This window comes from Methanofastidiosum sp., assembly GCA_020854815.1.
Classification (GTDB): domain Archaea; phylum Methanobacteriota_B; class Thermococci; order Methanofastidiosales; family Methanofastidiosaceae; genus Methanofastidiosum.
Genome location: JAHKLW010000020.1, coordinates 12,444 through 27,384, shown reverse-complemented (window position 1 = coordinate 27,384; position 14,941 = coordinate 12,444). Strand labels below are relative to the sequence as shown.

Genomic DNA, 14,941 nt, shown 5'->3' with positions numbered 1-14,941 from the left:
GTTAAAGTTTATCCTTTATAGCGCTGTCAAAAATTCTTGCTAAGAAGGCAAGAATTATGAGAAAAATTTGAAGTGTAGGAAAAAATATGGCGAAAAAAATACCCCCATTTCCACTGAACCACAATTATTCAACCATGCACTATAAAAGAAATGTATAATTCTGAATATTGCTTATCAATTTTCACTTTTCAATAGTAGTTAACTTTTTATGGTATCTTCAGGTAATACTTTCGAATGAAGGAAAACATACACTTAGTCCTTGAAAAAGGTGAAAGAAAGAATATAGAGTTCAAATCAGCTTTGAGTGATGAGCATCTCTTAAAGGATAGAAGAGAGAGGTTATCCGCTCAGATGAAGTATAGATTAAAAACAGGCGGAGGGAGAGCCTACTATATAATAGGTGTGTCAGATTCTGGAGAAGTAGTTTGCCAATCCCAAGAAGAATATGAAAAGACCTTGGAGGTAATAAAACGACTTGCTGAAGGGATAGGTGCTAGAATAGTTGACATAGAAAAATATAAGGAAAACGGATTATTTGCAAGGGTCACAATTGAAGAACTAAATTCTGAAAAAGGTATTAAGGAGCACATCACAATAGGCACTATTGGGCATGTAGACCATGGAAAGTCAACCCTCATTGGAACTCTACTTACCGGTATGGAAGATGATGGCATTGGAAAGACTAGAATATTTCTTGATTTCCTCCCTCACGAGATAGAAAGAGGATTGACTGCTGAGATAACACACGCTGTATTTGGATTTAAAGGCGAAGAAAGAATATACCTAAAAAATCCTCTTAATAAAAAAGAAGTGGCCGATCTGATTGACAGGTCAACTAAGATTGTTTCGTTTGTTGATTGCCCCGGTCATGCACCATGGCTTAGGACTACTGTCCGTGGGATCCTTGGACAAAGAGTAGACTATGTGCTTTTGATAGTTGCCTCAGATGATGGCGTCACTCCAATAACAAAAGAGCATCTGGGGATTGCTCTCGCAATGGATATTCCCTTAATTATAGTAATAACAAAAATTGATAAAGTTTCTTATGAAAACGCAAAACAAGTCATATCCGATGTCTCTGCACTTTTAAGAAAAGTAGGCAAAATTCCCCTAAATGTTAAGGACAAAGAAACTGCACAAAATATTTCTAATAAAGTTTCTGAAAGATTTTTGATCCCAATAATAAAAGCTTCTTCAATTACATTGGAAGGGCTTGATATTTTAAATGAGCTATTTTTAAACCTTCCAGAAAAAACAAATGAAGAGCTCTACAAAAAACCATTTTTGATGTACATAGATAAGGTCTACAAAGTTAGAGGTGCGGGGACAGTTGTTAGTGGAAGAGTCAAGCAAGGTATTGTAAAAAAAGGACAGGAGCTTCTTTTAGGGCCAATGAATGATAAATATGAAAAGGTATCGTGTCAATCTATAAAACAGCATCACCTTGTTCAAACTAAGGGTGAAGTCGGCGACATACTTGGGATAGCCATTAAGGGCATTGATGCAGATCTCATAAGAAGAGGGATGGTAATAAAAGACGAAAACGGGGAAAGTAAATCTGTGAGAGAGTTCTTAGCTGAAGTCTTCATACTAAACCATCCAACAAGGATAAAGGAAGGGTATGAGCCTATAATACATCTTGAAACTATTTCAGAGACTGTCACTTTTGAAAAGATTTACAATCAGGAATATTTGTCCACTGGGGACCGAGCTTTAATAAAAATGAAATTTAAATATAATAGTTATTATCTTGGCGAAGGCGATAAGTTCATTTTCAGGGAAGCTAAATCAAAAGGTATAGGTGGAATAAAAAAAGTATTATGAAATATCCACAAAGCTCTTTATCTCTACTTCAGTTTTAATTGAATTCCCAATAAAGCATCTTTCCTTTGCAAGCTTTATTGCTTCCTCGGCTCTTGGGATATCTTCTTTTGAGGCGACTGTTACGTAGACATTTAGCAGTATCTTGGTAAAAACATAGCCGTTTTCTGTTTTTTCCAAAAATCCTTTTGCATCTGTTTTATAGCTTTTAAAATTGCAATTGACAAGTTTTGCCCTTGAAAGAAATGTTGTAAAAAGACATACATTTTCTGCTGCTACAAACAGGTCTTCGGGAGTTACTATATTTTCGTGACCTTTAAATTCAGGTGGTGTTGCTATCTCTATTGTGGGCTTTCCCTCCCAAGTGACTTCTCCAATCTTCTCCTTCTTCCAGGTGACTGTATTCTCATATGTAAAAAAATTTTCTGGCATTAAATCACCAATTATTTTTAATATTTATTCATTATAAAAGTTGTGGTTTAGAAAAGTTAGAATAAAAATTTAAAATAAAAGATTAACCGACCAATCTTCTGACATCAGTTACCTCAACTTGGGTAACATTCTGGATGCTTGACAAATTGTTTTCAAGTTCATCCGTGCCGCCTGCCTGGTCTTTGCCTAGCAACATTACCTTCAAAGATACAAGTCCAAATGCAATCGGAATTTCTTCAATTTTGTGAAGCTTCATGTTGGAAGGTACTGCAGCCTCAATAGCCTTTTTCATTACCCCGATATCCACATCAGGGGAATCTGGCATAATCATTGCCGTAATACTCAAATTAAAATCAGCCATCAAAACACCTTATGGTCCAACAAACTCCCCGCATTTGCACTGATACTTATTTACAAGTACTCTGCATCTTTCGCATCTTATTACAATCTCATCACAAGAAGGGCAGGGAAACTGAACAGCCTGCTCATTTGAAGTAATCTCTCTCTTACATGATGTACATTTCATGATAATCCTCCTATCGAGTGTCCTTGATGGGTTTATCTAGCTTTATTTTATATGTCTTTCCTTTCTTTTCCCTGAAGATAATGCCCTTTGATTCAAGGTCCATCACGAGCCTTGTGACCTTTGGTCTGGAAAAATTAGTAGCTTCGGGAAGCTTTTCCTGCTTATCTTCGCCATTCTTAAGTGCCTGAACTAGCTTTCTCTCATCCTCTGTTAAGACAAATACAGGCACAGAATCATCTTTTTTAAATCTGAAAACAATTAATAGTGCAACAGCCCCTATAAACAATCCAGTCAGCATAGAAATTAAATCAATCTTGAGATTCAATCCCTCATCCTCAAGATCAATCACATCTGAGATATTGATATCCTTTCCAAGTCTTTCAACTGTTATACCTTTCGAGGTCAGATTCCTTACAACATTATCTGAAATCATCGGGCCAACTACATAGACTTTTCTGGCGTTTATTTTTTCCAGAGCTTCTATTGTTGATGCAGGAAGTTCGTTTTCATTTGTGATGAGAATTGGAATCCCTCTCTTCATTGCAAACTTTGAAGCTATAAGGTATGATTCTTCAATATTTCCATTAATAATTACTGATTCCCGTGAAGACTTCCATAAATCGATGGCCATACGTGCTGCTGTGCCTGCCCTGTCCCAGTCCCATATCCTTGTCACTTCGTAACCAATGCTGGATAGGTCAAGTTCAATTTCTTCTGAAATGGCATCAGTCGTTCCTCCGATAATAAGGACTTTTCTTGCACCTTCATAATAAAACCCCATAAGCTCTCTTTTTGAGAATCCTGAAAGGGTCTTCGGGTCTGTCAGAAGAATTGGAATTTTTTCTTTCTGGGAGTATGCCTGGGCAACTGTATAATCAATTAAAATGTCCCCTCTAACGACTATAACATCATAATTAGATGCTTCCGCCATACTGGAGCCTAGTGTTGACACGAATAATAAGAAAAAAATGGTAAGTGCTCCCCATTTGTCCATAAGAAACAACTATTATTCTCGCTTAAAAGATTTCTGTTAATTTTTCCATAATAATATGCCGTCTTCAATTTCAAAGTCAATTTTTCCATTATTATATAAGTAGTGAAGGAAAGCCTTTGCTGTGATTGTGACATAAATATACTTTGTGAAGTCATATTTTATCGAAAGTTTTTCAGCTATCTCTTTTTTCAATTGATCCTCACTTTTTCCCTCTTTCAGTGTGTCTAAGATCATTCTTTCCAATGACTCGAGTTTTTTTCTGTTTTCAATAAGTGCATTCTTGAATTCTTTTACCCCTCTTATAGGAAGTCCATGTGCAGGTAGGCAGTATTCAATTTTATATTTAGAAAGAACTTCCAGATCTCTGAATTGTGATTCTATGTCCGTATAAAAAGGCATTTTAAACATATTCAAAGATGGAACTGAATACAGACAATCGCCAGAAAATAATATTCCTTTGTATAATATACCTATTCCAAGAGGTGAGTGACCAGAGAGGGGGATAATCTCCATATCTTCGCAATTGATTGTCACAATTCCCCTGTCAATCGTTTTATTGACTTTTAAGCCTTTAAAATCTAAAGGCGTGTCCGATACCTTCAGAGGCGATGTTGAGGAAAAATAAGAATAAAATTCTATGTAAGGATTTTCAATGAATGCTTTTTCAATTGAAGAGGCGTAGACTTTTATTTCTGGAAATACTTCTTTAATTGTATGAAGTCCATAAAAATGATCCCAGTGCCCGTGTGTTATTATTGCTGAGTTAGGATAAATTTTTTCTTCTTCCAATAATTTTAAGATCTCTTGAGCATCTTCTTTGTGGCCGCCTGCATCAATTAGAATACAAGAACTATCGGATTTTATAACGCCGATGTTTGTGTCAACAGAAATATACTTTATGTTGTCCTTTATCTCAAGGAATACCATAAAAATCAACTAACATGGTTCTATTGTTTGTGGAGGTTTGTGGCTTATGAAGTATGCAACTGAGACTACTTCAGGGATTTCATTTGTTATTCTTGTAGATATATCTTCTAGTAGATCCCAAGGAAGTTTCTTAAAGTTAGCCGTCATTGCGTCTTGGGACTCGACAATCCTAAGCCCAACTATTCTACCAAATTTTCTCTGATCCCCTACAACCCCAACTACCCTATCTTCTAGGGTAACTGCAAATGCTTGCCAGATGTTCTCAATTGAAGCTCTTTCTAATTCTTCCTCAACAATCGCTGAGGCATCTCTGCAGATTCTTATGCTCTCTTCGGTAACTGGGCCTGTAATCCTGACTGCAAGGCCTGGGCCTGGAAAAGGGTATTGATCTATTATTTTATCTGGGAGTTCAAGCTTTTTTCCAACTTCTCTAACTTCGTCCTTGTATAAATCTCTCAATGGCTCAATTATCTCCTTAAATGAAATTAACTCAGGCAATCCCCCAACATTATGGTGGGATTTTATTGTGTCCGCATGTTGAGATCTCCCACTTTCAATTACGTCAGGGTAAATAGTTCCCTGTACGAGGAAGTCAGCCCCTATCTTTTTTGCCTCTTCTTCAAATATTCTAATAAACTCTTCACCTATCAACATTCTTTTTTTCTCAGGATCAGAAACAAATTCAAGTTTTTCAAAGAATCTGTTTTTAGCATCAATCTTTTTAAAATTAATATCGTGACCAGAAAAAGCCTTTGAAACTATTTCTGCCTCGCCTTTTCTTAATAGCCCATGGTCGACAAAAACGGCATAAAGTCTATTTCCAATTGCTTTTTCAGTTATTGCAGCTGCAACTGAAGAATCAACACCACCGCTCAAAGCAATTACGGCCTTGCCATCTTCTATCTTATTCTTAATTTTTTTAACCGTTTCATCAATAAAATCAGATAGGTCCCATGTACCCCGGCAGTTACAAACATTATAAACAAAATTTGATAGGATCTTTTTCCCGTTCTTTGTGTGGACTACTTCAGGATGCCACTGTAGCCCATAAATTTTTTTAGAAATATTTCTGAAAGCTGCTATTGGAGAGGTGTCAGTTTTAGATGTTACAATGAAATTTGGAGGCATTTCGGAAACTTGGTCTCCATGACTCATCCAAACTATCTCTTTCTTTTCTAAATCTTTGAATATTCCTTCAGAATCCAATATGTCTACTGTCGCGATTCCATATTCTTTTCTTTTTTCGCCTTTGACTCTGCCACCCATCTTAAATGCAATGAGCTGATGGCCATAACAAATCCCTAAAACAGGGAGTTCATTATCAATAATATAATCAAAAACTTCATCGCTTAGGAGGGGGGAATTCTTTTCATAAACGCTTCTTGGCCCTCCAGAAAGTATAATTCCCTTTGGCGAAATTTTTTCAATTTCAGAAACTGTAATCTCGGGAAAAACTATTTCAGAGTATACTTTGAGCTCCCTTACTCTTCTTGCGATTAGATGTGCATACTGACTTCCAAAATCAACTACAAGGATTACCTCTTCCCCTATACTCATAATAAAAAATGTAAACAATAAGATATAAAATTAACTAATAAGGACAAATGAAAATAAAAAAGAATTGAAATCGATGGATTTCTTATAATTACATTTCGCTTCAGATACTACTTTATCCAAAATAATATATTAGAGCTTTATAATGTCTATGAATAGAATCTAAAGTTTTTTAAGAAGATTGGACCCTCTTAAGCTCGTGGAAATAATTGCTATTTTAGGACTTTTAGCTGGATCACTGACGACCATGTCATTTGTTCCTCAAGTAATGAAAACATGGAAGTTCAAAGAAACAAAGGATATATCCCTTTTGATGTACATTATATTTTTCACAGGAATCTTATTGTGGTTTTCGTATGGGATTTTAATAAATAATGCCCCTATTATACTTGCCAATGGAGTTTCATTAGTTTTAGTATTTAGTGTACTGATGCTAAAAATTCGTTATGGTTAGTCACTTATTTGATAAAAATTGATTCATTTTGAGCTCTTTTGCAACACTAAAACAATTCTTCGCTTCTAAGGATTTACCTAATCTATCTAGGGCAACTCCTTTTTCTAACCAAGCCTCTTTAAATTCAGGATTAATCTCAATAGCTTTGTTAAAACATTTAATTGCATCTTCGTAAAATGTTTCGGATAAAATAGGACATAGCTGACATTTGACGCAGAATTCTACATCTTCAGAATTTTTGGCTTGAGTTAATAATACCTTTCCCTTACCATACCATGCATGTGCGTTATTTGAGTTAATTTTAATTATCTGATCGAAGCAGTCAATTGCATCGGGATGTTTATCTTGAGCAAAGAATAGATCCCCTTTCATAATTAATTCAGATATTTTTCTTAACTCAAATCCACATTTATAACAGAAATTTGTATTAGATTTTATCTTAGTCTTACATTTCGGACAATGAAAATATTCCATATAGTTTACCTAAGTATTCATTCTATTTCTTCATTTAATAGATTTAATCTGTTAAGCATAGCCAAAAGAAGGCCACTGTCTATTACATCTGCAAAAAATCCTTCATTGTATTTGTCATGTCTTACGACCATTGAGAAAAGTCTTCTCAAAGTGACGAGATCCGCATCTTCTAAAAGACCGTAATAGTAATCTATACCCTCTGATTCAGAGTTAGAATCATGCCAGTTAAAGTTTGTTACAAATCCTTGTTCATGAAGCTCTCTATAAAATTCCATAAATTTTGGTGGATATGTTACATAAATATACTCAACAATATTTCCGCCATCTCTTTTTGGCCTGATTATATCAAAAAACTTCTGATTATTATCTTCAAAATAAGGAAGATAGTTCAAGATAACTTCAATGTTTTTCTTTGTCAGAGGGACAGATTCATCTACTATTAGCATAATATCACCTATGTTGATTATTATGTTTAGGATATTTAAATAATATGTAGTTTCGTTTTAATAAGATAGCCCCCCTTACAGTATTATGATGCTAAACGCCATAAGAATCATCCCTATAATTACCCCCAGTATCACAGTATGACTGTGTCCATACTGGTGTGCCATTGGCAGGAGCTCATCAATCGAGATATAAACCATAATTCCTGCGACAAAAGATAATAGAGAGGCCAGAATTGCTTCTGATAAAAATTAGTAGTGCAAATCCTACATTGCCTATAGCTTCCATTATTTCAACTCTAGGAATTTATTCTATTTACATTTCTTGCAGATTCCAAAGAAATTAGTATTGGTAGACTCAACTTTAAATTCTTTCATTTTTTTGATCAATCCTAGAGAAAACTCAGTTAATTCTTTTGATTCGAAATCAAGTATATCTCCACAGTTTTTGCATATGATGTGGTGATGTGGATTTATGTTTGGCTCAAATCTTGAAACTCCTTTGATATTGACTTCTTGGATTAGGCCCTTGCTTGTCAGGAATTTTAAGTTTTGGTATACTGTGGCTTTACTTATTCTTGTTAGTTTCTTCTTTACGCCTTCGTATACATCCTCTACTGTGGGATGTGTTAGATTACCTTGAAGAAAGTTTAAGATTTCTACTCTTTGATTTGTATATTTAATGACCTCACTTTTTCCCATAATTAGATTTAGTATTAATTTATATTTAATATTAATCATGAATAAATAAAGACTAAATTGAAAATTAATATAAATTTAAAAAACGATGGAATGAATTACAAATAATCTAAATGGAGTACACAATTTAATATGTTATACTATCTGTAAACTTATGTAGTATATGGCCATATCGAAAGATATGTTTATGGTAATCTATTTTTGTAGCTATTATTCAAAACTATTATTTCTAAATTTTTAGGGCAAATTATAATTAAAATCGGAAGCCCTGGGGGGGATTTGAACCCCCGACTTGCTGATTACAAGTCAGCCGCTCTAGCCAGGCTGAGCCACCAAGGCGCAATCTAAAAAGAACTGTAACAATTTATAAATTTAATCCTCCCAGGGTTCCTTGTCAAATAATCCCAGCCCATATGTGTCCTTCAACACCCAAATTGCTGCCTGGGGCGCTATTAAACCTTTTTCAGTTATTATCAAATCTATATACTCTGGAGGTGTAACATCAAATGCAGGATTATTAACTTTTAGCCCTTTGAGTCTTTTATAATCGTCTTTGGATATTACCTCGAAGATGTCCCTCTCTTCAATTTCTATTAATTCGCCACAGTAAGTCTGGGGATTAAATTTGTAAGTTTCTGCTGCAACGATTACTTTGACTCTTGCTTCGTGTGCAATTGAGGCGAGTGTTGCAGTCCCTACTTTGTTTACAACGGCACCGTTTGCCGCTACAGCATCTGCACCGATAATTACATGATCAGCTTCTCTTATGAATATCCTTGCCGCAGAATCCACAATTAAGGTAACATCAATACCTTCATCTAATAATTCTTTTGCAGTTAGTAATCCTTGTAGTCTTGGCCTTGTTTCATCGGCATAAACTTTAATTTTCTTCCCATCCCTGTGTGCTTTCTTAATAATTCCAAGAGCCATTGAGCTATTGCAATGGGTAAAAATCACGTCCCCATCCATTATACGCTTTGATCCAATCTCAGCTATCCTTTCAAGAGCTAGATTTGAATTTTCACAAAATTCATCGGATGCTTTTGATAACTTACTCCTCAGAGTTTCGACACTCTCCCCATTTTTGTATCCGTTATTAAGTTCAACTAGTACATATCTAAGAGCATTTTCAAGTGAAACTGCAGTTGGTCTTGTTGCAAGAAGATATCTAGCGGTTTCCTTCATATCCCTGACAAATTTCGCGGGATCGTTTCCTTTGAAATTTTCTGCCTCCATCTTAAGAGCTTCTGCAACAGTTCTCCCTATTTTAGCAGCACCTCTTATTTTCATTTCCTTAATATCTTCTGCAATACTTATTACTTTTTTATCCATACAATCTGCTCCTGTATAATGTTTCGATTTCCTCTTTTTTAACTTTTAATATTGCGCCATAGCTCTGGATACAAAAACTTGCTGCTGCGTTTGCAAATCTTAATGAGCTTCTGATATCGGAAGTCCCAATATAATTACTAATGAAGGCTGCTGAAAAAGTATCCCCCGCGCCAGTCGGGTCAATTACCTTTGTTGGAAATGCCTTTTCATGAATATAATTTTTCCCAAAATAGTAAACACCGTTTTTGTCCGCTTTAACTATGACATTTTTAGCCCTTCTTTTCTTTAGGTATTGCCCCCCTTCCTCTATATCGCTTGAACCTAGAAGTGCGGATAGTTCATGCCTGTTGACAAAAAGAAAGTCAACATTTTTAATAATTTTTAATACCTCTTCAGAATGGGAGTAACATAGTTGCTCTCCCGGATCAAAACTTACAACATTACTATTCTCTTTTGCAATTTTTATAGAATGTTCGGCTATTTCGATCTTTGTAGGTGAAACGTGAACAAATCTATACTCCTTGAAAACTTGGTAGTTAATCATGTTTTTTTCAAATTTCTCATTAGCACCTTTATAGAAGAGGAACATCCTGTCGTTTTCTTTGTTTATGATAAACATCCTGCCAGAAGGAGAGTTTTGGAGAATAAGATTAGAGTAGTCAACATTAAAATTTTTTAGAGTACCGATTATCCCATCGCTATCGTTTCCAACTGATGCCATGACACCAGAATTTAGACCAAGTATAGAGCTGTTTACTGAAACATTGAAAGCAGAGCCTCCGTATCTGATTTCAAGCCCCTCTATCTTTGACTCGCCATTTACAACTGGAAATGACTCAACACCCATGATAGTATCTAAGTTAACATTTCCAATGCACAATAAGTCTTTCAACGAATAATCCCCTCTCCAAATTCAATTGATGTAAAGTTTATAAAGATTGTTGGAAAAACTATTGTAATGATTAAAATAAAGGATCTTCGTTTCAAATATCATTCTCAAACTGAAGAAGTCCTAAAAGGAATAAATCTTAGCATAAAAAAAGGTGAGTTTGTATCTATTATAGGCCCGTCTGGCTGTGGTAAATCAACACTTTGTCTCACATTGAATGGCATAATACCTAAGACCATAAGTGGCGAATTTTCAGGGGATGTCATTATAGACGGTATTAATACAAAGGACCGAGAAGTTAGTGAATTTTCAAGAAGAGTTGGTATGATACTTCAAAATCCCGAATCTCAGCTTTTCGCAATGACTGTCGAGGAAGAGCTAGCATTTGGGCCAGAAAATCTAGCCATTGCGCCGGAAGAAATTGAAGAGAGGATATCTTGGGCTCTGTCTATTGTCAATATGGCCGATAAAAGGGACGAGTTTCCGGGAAATCTTTCAGGTGGGCAGAAACAGAGGATAGCAATAGCAGCTTCCCTTACAATGAAGCCAGATGTTCTTGTACTCGATGAGCCCACAAGTCAACTCGATCCTGTTGGAAAAAGAGAAGTATTTTCTGTTCTAAAAGAGCTTCATGAAAAAGAAGGTATGACTATAGTACTAGTGGAGCATAGAACTGAGCCGATAGCAGAGCTATCCGACAGAGTAGTTGTAATGGACAAGGGGAAGGTAGTATTGGAAGGCACCCCACGAGATGTCTTTGAAAAGGTCCCGATCTTAAGGGAACTTGGGATAATGGTCCCGGACATTAGTTATCTTACATATCTTCTGAAAGAGGGAGGTTATGTAAAGAGTATCGCACTAACAGTTGAAGAAGGGAGGAAACTTTTCATATGAATGCAATTGATACTGAAGATGTCCATTTTACCTATCCAGAATCTAAGGAAATACTAAAGGGAGTTACTTTATCTGTAAAAAAAGGAGAATTTCTCTCTCTTGTCGGCCAAAATGGAAGTGGTAAAACAACTTTGGCAAAACATTTCAATGGCCTTTTAAGGCCTAATAAAGGCAAAGTCTTTATTCTTGGGGAGAATGCTAAGAATTCTTCAATTGCAGAACTCTCAAGAAAAGTCGGCCACCTTTTCCAGAACCCTGAAAATCAGATCTTTGAGGAAACTGTATTTGCTGAAATAGCATTTGGCCCCAGAAATCTGAATCTGCCTGAAGATGAAATAGTGGATAGAGTTGATAAAGTTTTAAGCATAACTAGACTTGCCAAGTACAGAGATACTCACCCATTATCACTTTCTGGTGGAGAAAAACAGAGGTTGGCCCTCGCATCTGTTGTTGTAATGGATCCACAGATCCTTGTTTTGGATGAGCCTACGACAGGCCTTGACTTACTTTCAATTATGGGAATTTTAGAGATAGTAAAAGAGCTCCACAAGAAAAATGTAACTGTTGTATTGATAACTCATGACATGGGGCTTGTATCGGAACTGTCTGAGAGAGTAGTTGTTATGGAGAACGGCCAGATCATTGGCGATGGAACTCCCAAACAGATATTTGCAGATGATAACTTGTTAGCAAGAGCAAGCCTTGAACCTCCACAGGTCATGAAGTTTTCTAAAATACTTGGATTAAAACCTGAAGTTAAGGTAGACACCCTATACAAGAGAATTGTTGAAACTCTCTGAGATATATGTATTTCTAGATAATAAATAATATTTATTTCCAATTTTTAGTTATCAATATTTATTATTTTATAAATATATTTAACATTAATTATAAAAATAATTACTATTATCGAAAACTTTATAAATCAATAATGTCCAATATATTTATAGCACTGGAGGTGAAGTGTATGAGAAAAATTATTGGATATGTTGCTGCAGGTGCCATATTGGCCACAGTTTCAGCCACAGTCATTATTAAACAGAAAAAGAAAGAAATAAAGAACAAGTAAGATGCTATAAGATATTATATAATTTTTTTGTATAATATTTTAGTATTCAATTTTTCTTATTATTTCTTCACCAAGATAATTCTCGATCTCTTTTTTTATCTTTTGAAAATCAGATTTTATGAGGATCTTTCCCTTAAAAAAATGGGATTGAATTTTTTCTCCTGAGATGTCATCGCCTTCTACTTCTAAAAGAACTGAATCCTTATAGAAATAATCTCCCTTTAAGACGCCGTCTTTATCATCGTCAACAATCCCAATCACAGGGATCCCAAATCTTTGTAATATATATCCTGAAATTCTAGTTGTGTCGTCACCAACTGTTACAGCACCGGATAGATTTGATAGATTTTTATATATCGAATATGCGTCATGATTTACGAAAAGAATATTTTCTCCTTCAATTTTTCTTATGATAGATGCCCTCCTTGTTTCAAATCCAGGAGTGCTATCGACCTTTAGGGAGAAGATATCGACTTCTCTTATTTTTTCTAATCCGTGCTTTTTTATGTGCACATTCTGAATCATTTTAATCTTATTATCTTTAACATATATCCTGACATCTTCGTCAATAATCTTACCAACTACAAGCCCATTGAATAATAAAAACTCTCCTGGGTTGCATCCCCGTATTTTTCTCATAAGATAATTATCTTCTACAATGACATCAATGCCTTTGCCTATTGGCTCTTCTTTAAATCCAAGTGAAATCAAATAATCCTTGATATCCAAAATTCCCGATTTGATTTCAAAAAGAGATTTAGTGTTGATGTCAATACCTAAAATTTGACCGCTAAAATCTGTTCTTTCTCCTATTGCTCCAAGAAAAGTCCTGGCTGTTTCAATTGATCTTGCTTTCAACACTAATAATATTGAATCAAAGTCCTTAAGTTCTGATATGGCAACAGACGGTCTTTTAAAAAGAAGTTCAACACCCTCTATGCCACTATCCAAAAGGGATGTGATCCCCATCGTCCCAACAATATAAGGTTTTATTGGGTATCTACTATTTAATTTATCCAAAATATCTTTACTTCTCTCATCATAAAAAATGTCAATTCCATGGAATAAAAGAGCTAACATGGGGCTTTCATCAAATTCTTTGTTTCTTCTACTAGCTTATTTGCCTTTTCTATGCTTTTTGATTCTGCAATTATCCTTACAACAGGCTCCGTATTTGAGGGTCTGATATGTATCCAAGAATCATCAAGATCAAACTTCAATCCGTCTATGTCTGTATAAGGGTAGCCTGTGAAAAATTCCTTTACATAAGGTAGATTTTTTTCAAATGACTCTTTAGAAATTGTTATTTTTTCTTTTACCATATAGTATTTTGGAAGCTCTGATACTACCAGAGAAATTGGCATCCTAGACTTTGATAGTCCCAATAAAATCAATGAAATTGCCGAAAGAGAGTCTCTTGCATATTGAATCATTGGGAATATCACGCCTCCGTTTCCTTCTCCGCCAATCGAGGCGTTGACTCTGATCATTTCCTCTACAACATTTATCTCTCCAACTTTTGACCTAATAACTCTGCCACCGCTCGACGAGACTATGTCGTCAAGAGCCCTTGTTGTTGAAAGATTTGTAACAACAGTTTTATTTTGGGGATTCATATGCTCTATGAAGAATTTTGATGCAAGAACAAGTGTATTTTCTTCCCCGATATAATGGCCTTTTTCATCTAGTATGGCAACTCTATCGGCGTCCCCGTCTAGGGCAAAGCCAATATCTATATTTCCATTTTCTTTTATAAAATCTGAAAAAGAAGAGAGATTTTCTTTTAGGGGTTCAGGATTTCGAGGAAAAGAAGCTTCGATATTACAATTTAATTTTACCACTTTGAATCCAAGTTTCTCAATGAACTGAGGGATAAATTCTGAGCCTGCAGCATTGCATGCATCAATAGCTACTGTGAAATTATCTTTGCCCAAACAATCAAAGTTAATCTTTTCAAAAACAGAATTCATGTGAAGTTCTTTTGCACTTGTGTCTATAACTAATTTTCCGAGTTTATCATAACTCTGAAATTTAAATTTTTTTTCATCTAAATTTCTTTTAATTGCAATGATCTTTTTTTCGTTAAAAAAGATTCCATTGCCCTCAATGAATTTTAATCCGTTCCATTTCTCAGGGTTGTGACTTGCAGTTATCGATATACCGCCCGAAGCATTTTTTATTTTTGTCACAAATTGGACCGTGGGTGTGGGTGCAGTTCCTATATCTATTATATCAAATCCCAACGCTTGGAGTGAAGAAACAACTGCATTTTTTACCATATCCCCCGAGATCCTTGAATCATTGCCTATTACAACTTTACCTTGAGGGATCTCTTTTGCAAAAGATGATACATAACTGCATATGAGCTCTGGAGATAGACCTTCTCCAACTACGCCTCTAAGTCCGGATACTCCAAATATTATTTCCATTGAT

The 14,941-nt window shown here is 35.3% G+C and carries 17 protein-coding genes and 1 tRNA gene; 4 read left to right on the top strand and 14 right to left on the bottom strand.

The window, feature by feature from the left end:
• Nucleotides 1-234: 234 nt before the first annotated feature.
• Nucleotides 235-1,824 (top strand): GTP-binding protein, encoded by a 1,590-nt coding sequence (locus KO464_02175; protein ID MCC7572179.1) that lies wholly within the window; start codon nt 235-237, stop codon nt 1,822-1,824.
• Here KO464_02175 and KO464_02170 read toward each other — a convergent pair.
• From KO464_02170 to guaA, 6 genes are all read right to left on the bottom strand, one after another.
• Entirely contained in the window at nt 1,819-2,253 is a 435-nt protein-coding gene (locus KO464_02170; GenBank protein ID MCC7572178.1) for an OsmC family protein, read from the bottom strand. The genes KO464_02175 and KO464_02170 overlap by 6 nt on opposite strands.
• Before the next feature lie 82 nt (nt 2,254-2,335).
• The gene (locus KO464_02165; protein MCC7572177.1) at nt 2,336-2,584 is read right to left on the bottom strand and encodes an elongation factor 1-beta; all 249 of its coding nucleotides are present in this window, start codon (nt 2,582-2,584) and stop codon (nt 2,336-2,338) included.
• 39 nt (nt 2,585-2,623) lie between these two features.
• Entirely contained in the window at nt 2,624-2,779 is a 156-nt protein-coding gene (locus KO464_02160; protein MCC7572176.1) for a DUF1610 domain-containing protein, read from the bottom strand.
• 10 nt (nt 2,780-2,789) lie between these two features.
• Nucleotides 2,790-3,773 carry a hypothetical protein gene (locus tag KO464_02155; GenBank protein ID MCC7572175.1) on the bottom strand — a complete coding sequence of 328 codons (984 nt, stop codon included), beginning with the start codon at nt 3,771-3,773 and terminating at the stop codon, nt 2,790-2,792.
• A gap of 36 nt (nt 3,774-3,809) precedes the next feature.
• Complete coding sequence (locus tag KO464_02150; protein MCC7572174.1) at nt 3,810-4,700, bottom strand: MBL fold metallo-hydrolase; 891 nt, start codon at nt 4,698-4,700, stop codon at nt 3,810-3,812.
• A 9-nt stretch (nt 4,701-4,709) separates the two neighbouring features.
• On the bottom strand, nt 4,710-6,257 hold the full coding sequence (gene guaA, locus KO464_02145) for a glutamine-hydrolyzing GMP synthase (GenBank protein ID MCC7572173.1): 1,548 nt from the start codon (nt 6,255-6,257) through the stop codon (nt 4,710-4,712).
• 196 nt (nt 6,258-6,453) lie between these two features.
• Here guaA and KO464_02140 point away from each other — a divergent pair, with 196 nt between their 5' ends.
• Nucleotides 6,454-6,708, top strand: coding sequence for a SemiSWEET transporter (locus KO464_02140; GenBank protein ID MCC7572172.1), 255 nt, complete (start codon nt 6,454-6,456; stop codon nt 6,706-6,708).
• Here KO464_02140 and KO464_02135 read toward each other — a convergent pair whose 3' ends face one another.
• From KO464_02135 to KO464_02110, 6 genes are all read right to left on the bottom strand, one after another.
• Nucleotides 6,709-7,182 (bottom strand): tetratricopeptide repeat protein, encoded by a 474-nt coding sequence (locus KO464_02135; GenBank protein MCC7572171.1) that lies wholly within the window; start codon nt 7,180-7,182, stop codon nt 6,709-6,711.
• A gap of 17 nt (nt 7,183-7,199) precedes the next feature.
• Entirely contained in the window at nt 7,200-7,628 is a 429-nt protein-coding gene (locus KO464_02130) for a hypothetical protein (protein ID MCC7572170.1), read from the bottom strand.
• Nucleotides 7,629-7,937: 309 nt separating this feature from the next.
• On the bottom strand, nt 7,938-8,327 hold the full coding sequence (locus KO464_02125) for a transcriptional repressor (GenBank protein MCC7572169.1): 390 nt from the start codon (nt 8,325-8,327) through the stop codon (nt 7,938-7,940).
• A gap of 261 nt (nt 8,328-8,588) precedes the next feature.
• A tRNA-Thr gene (locus KO464_02120) sits at nt 8,589-8,663 on the bottom strand.
• 33 nt (nt 8,664-8,696) lie between these two features.
• Nucleotides 8,697-9,656 carry a ribose 1,5-bisphosphate isomerase gene (locus KO464_02115; protein ID MCC7572168.1) on the bottom strand — a complete coding sequence of 320 codons (960 nt, stop codon included), beginning with the start codon at nt 9,654-9,656 and terminating at the stop codon, nt 8,697-8,699.
• Nucleotides 9,649-10,548: a carbohydrate kinase family protein gene (locus KO464_02110; protein ID MCC7572167.1), complete on the bottom strand. Its 900-nt coding sequence runs from the start codon at nt 10,546-10,548 to the stop codon at nt 9,649-9,651. The genes KO464_02115 and KO464_02110 overlap by 8 nt, the downstream gene beginning before the upstream one ends.
• Before the next feature lie 60 nt (nt 10,549-10,608).
• Here KO464_02110 and KO464_02105 point away from each other — a divergent pair, with 60 nt between their 5' ends.
• Nucleotides 10,609-11,439 (top strand): ATP-binding cassette domain-containing protein, encoded by an 831-nt coding sequence (locus tag KO464_02105; GenBank protein ID MCC7572166.1) that lies wholly within the window; start codon nt 10,609-10,611, stop codon nt 11,437-11,439.
• On the top strand, nt 11,436-12,239 hold the full coding sequence (locus KO464_02100) for an energy-coupling factor ABC transporter ATP-binding protein (GenBank protein MCC7572165.1): 804 nt from the start codon (nt 11,436-11,438) through the stop codon (nt 12,237-12,239). Before KO464_02105 ends, KO464_02100 begins: the two co-directional genes overlap by 4 nt.
• Nucleotides 12,240-12,547: 308 nt before the next feature.
• Here the strand turns inward: KO464_02100 and KO464_02095 are convergent, their stop codons facing one another.
• Both KO464_02095 and glmM read right to left on the bottom strand, forming a co-directional pair.
• A complete protein-coding gene (locus tag KO464_02095; protein MCC7572164.1) occupies nt 12,548-13,588 on the bottom strand; it encodes a DUF2117 domain-containing protein in 1,041 nt (346 codons plus the stop codon).
• On the bottom strand, nt 13,582-14,937 hold the full coding sequence (gene glmM / locus KO464_02090; GenBank protein ID MCC7572163.1) for a phosphoglucosamine mutase: 1,356 nt from the start codon (nt 14,935-14,937) through the stop codon (nt 13,582-13,584). The genes KO464_02095 and glmM overlap by 7 nt, the downstream gene beginning before the upstream one ends.
• Nucleotides 14,938-14,941 lie beyond the last annotated feature (4 nt).

What these genes read in the sequence shown, in the direction of transcription:
- KO464_02155 (MCC7572175.1), bottom strand. Translation starts at nt 3,773, where the DNA reads ATGGACAAATGGGGAGCACTTACCATTTTTTTCTTATTATTCGTGTCA.
- KO464_02150 (MCC7572174.1), bottom strand. Translation starts at nt 4,700, where the DNA reads ATGGTATTCCTTGAGATAAAGGACAACATAAAGTATATTTCTGTTGAC.
- KO464_02115 (MCC7572168.1), bottom strand. Translation starts at nt 9,656, where the DNA reads ATGGATAAAAAAGTAATAAGTATTGCAGAAGATATTAAGGAAATGAAA.
- guaA (MCC7572173.1), bottom strand. Translation starts at nt 6,257, where the DNA reads ATGAGTATAGGGGAAGAGGTAATCCTTGTAGTTGATTTTGGAAGTCAG.
- KO464_02170 (MCC7572178.1), bottom strand. Translation starts at nt 2,253, where the DNA reads ATGCCAGAAAATTTTTTTACATATGAGAATACAGTCACCTGGAAGAAG.
- KO464_02130 (MCC7572170.1), bottom strand. Translation starts at nt 7,628, where the DNA reads ATGCTAATAGTAGATGAATCTGTCCCTCTGACAAAGAAAAACATTGAA.
- KO464_02125 (MCC7572169.1), bottom strand. Translation starts at nt 8,327, where the DNA reads ATGGGAAAAAGTGAGGTCATTAAATATACAAATCAAAGAGTAGAAATC.
- KO464_02175 (MCC7572179.1), top strand. Translation starts at nt 235, where the DNA reads ATGAAGGAAAACATACACTTAGTCCTTGAAAAAGGTGAAAGAAAGAAT.
- KO464_02100 (MCC7572165.1), top strand. Translation starts at nt 11,436, where the DNA reads ATGAATGCAATTGATACTGAAGATGTCCATTTTACCTATCCAGAATCT.
- KO464_02160 (MCC7572176.1), bottom strand. Translation starts at nt 2,779, where the DNA reads ATGAAATGTACATCATGTAAGAGAGAGATTACTTCAAATGAGCAGGCT.
- KO464_02135 (MCC7572171.1), bottom strand. Translation starts at nt 7,182, where the DNA reads ATGGAATATTTTCATTGTCCGAAATGTAAGACTAAGATAAAATCTAAT.
- KO464_02095 (MCC7572164.1), bottom strand. Translation starts at nt 13,588, where the DNA reads ATGTTAGCTCTTTTATTCCATGGAATTGACATTTTTTATGATGAGAGA.
- glmM (MCC7572163.1), bottom strand. Translation starts at nt 14,937, where the DNA reads ATGGAAATAATATTTGGAGTATCCGGACTTAGAGGCGTAGTTGGAGAA.
- KO464_02165 (MCC7572177.1), bottom strand. Translation starts at nt 2,584, where the DNA reads ATGATTATGCCAGATTCCCCTGATGTGGATATCGGGGTAATGAAAAAG.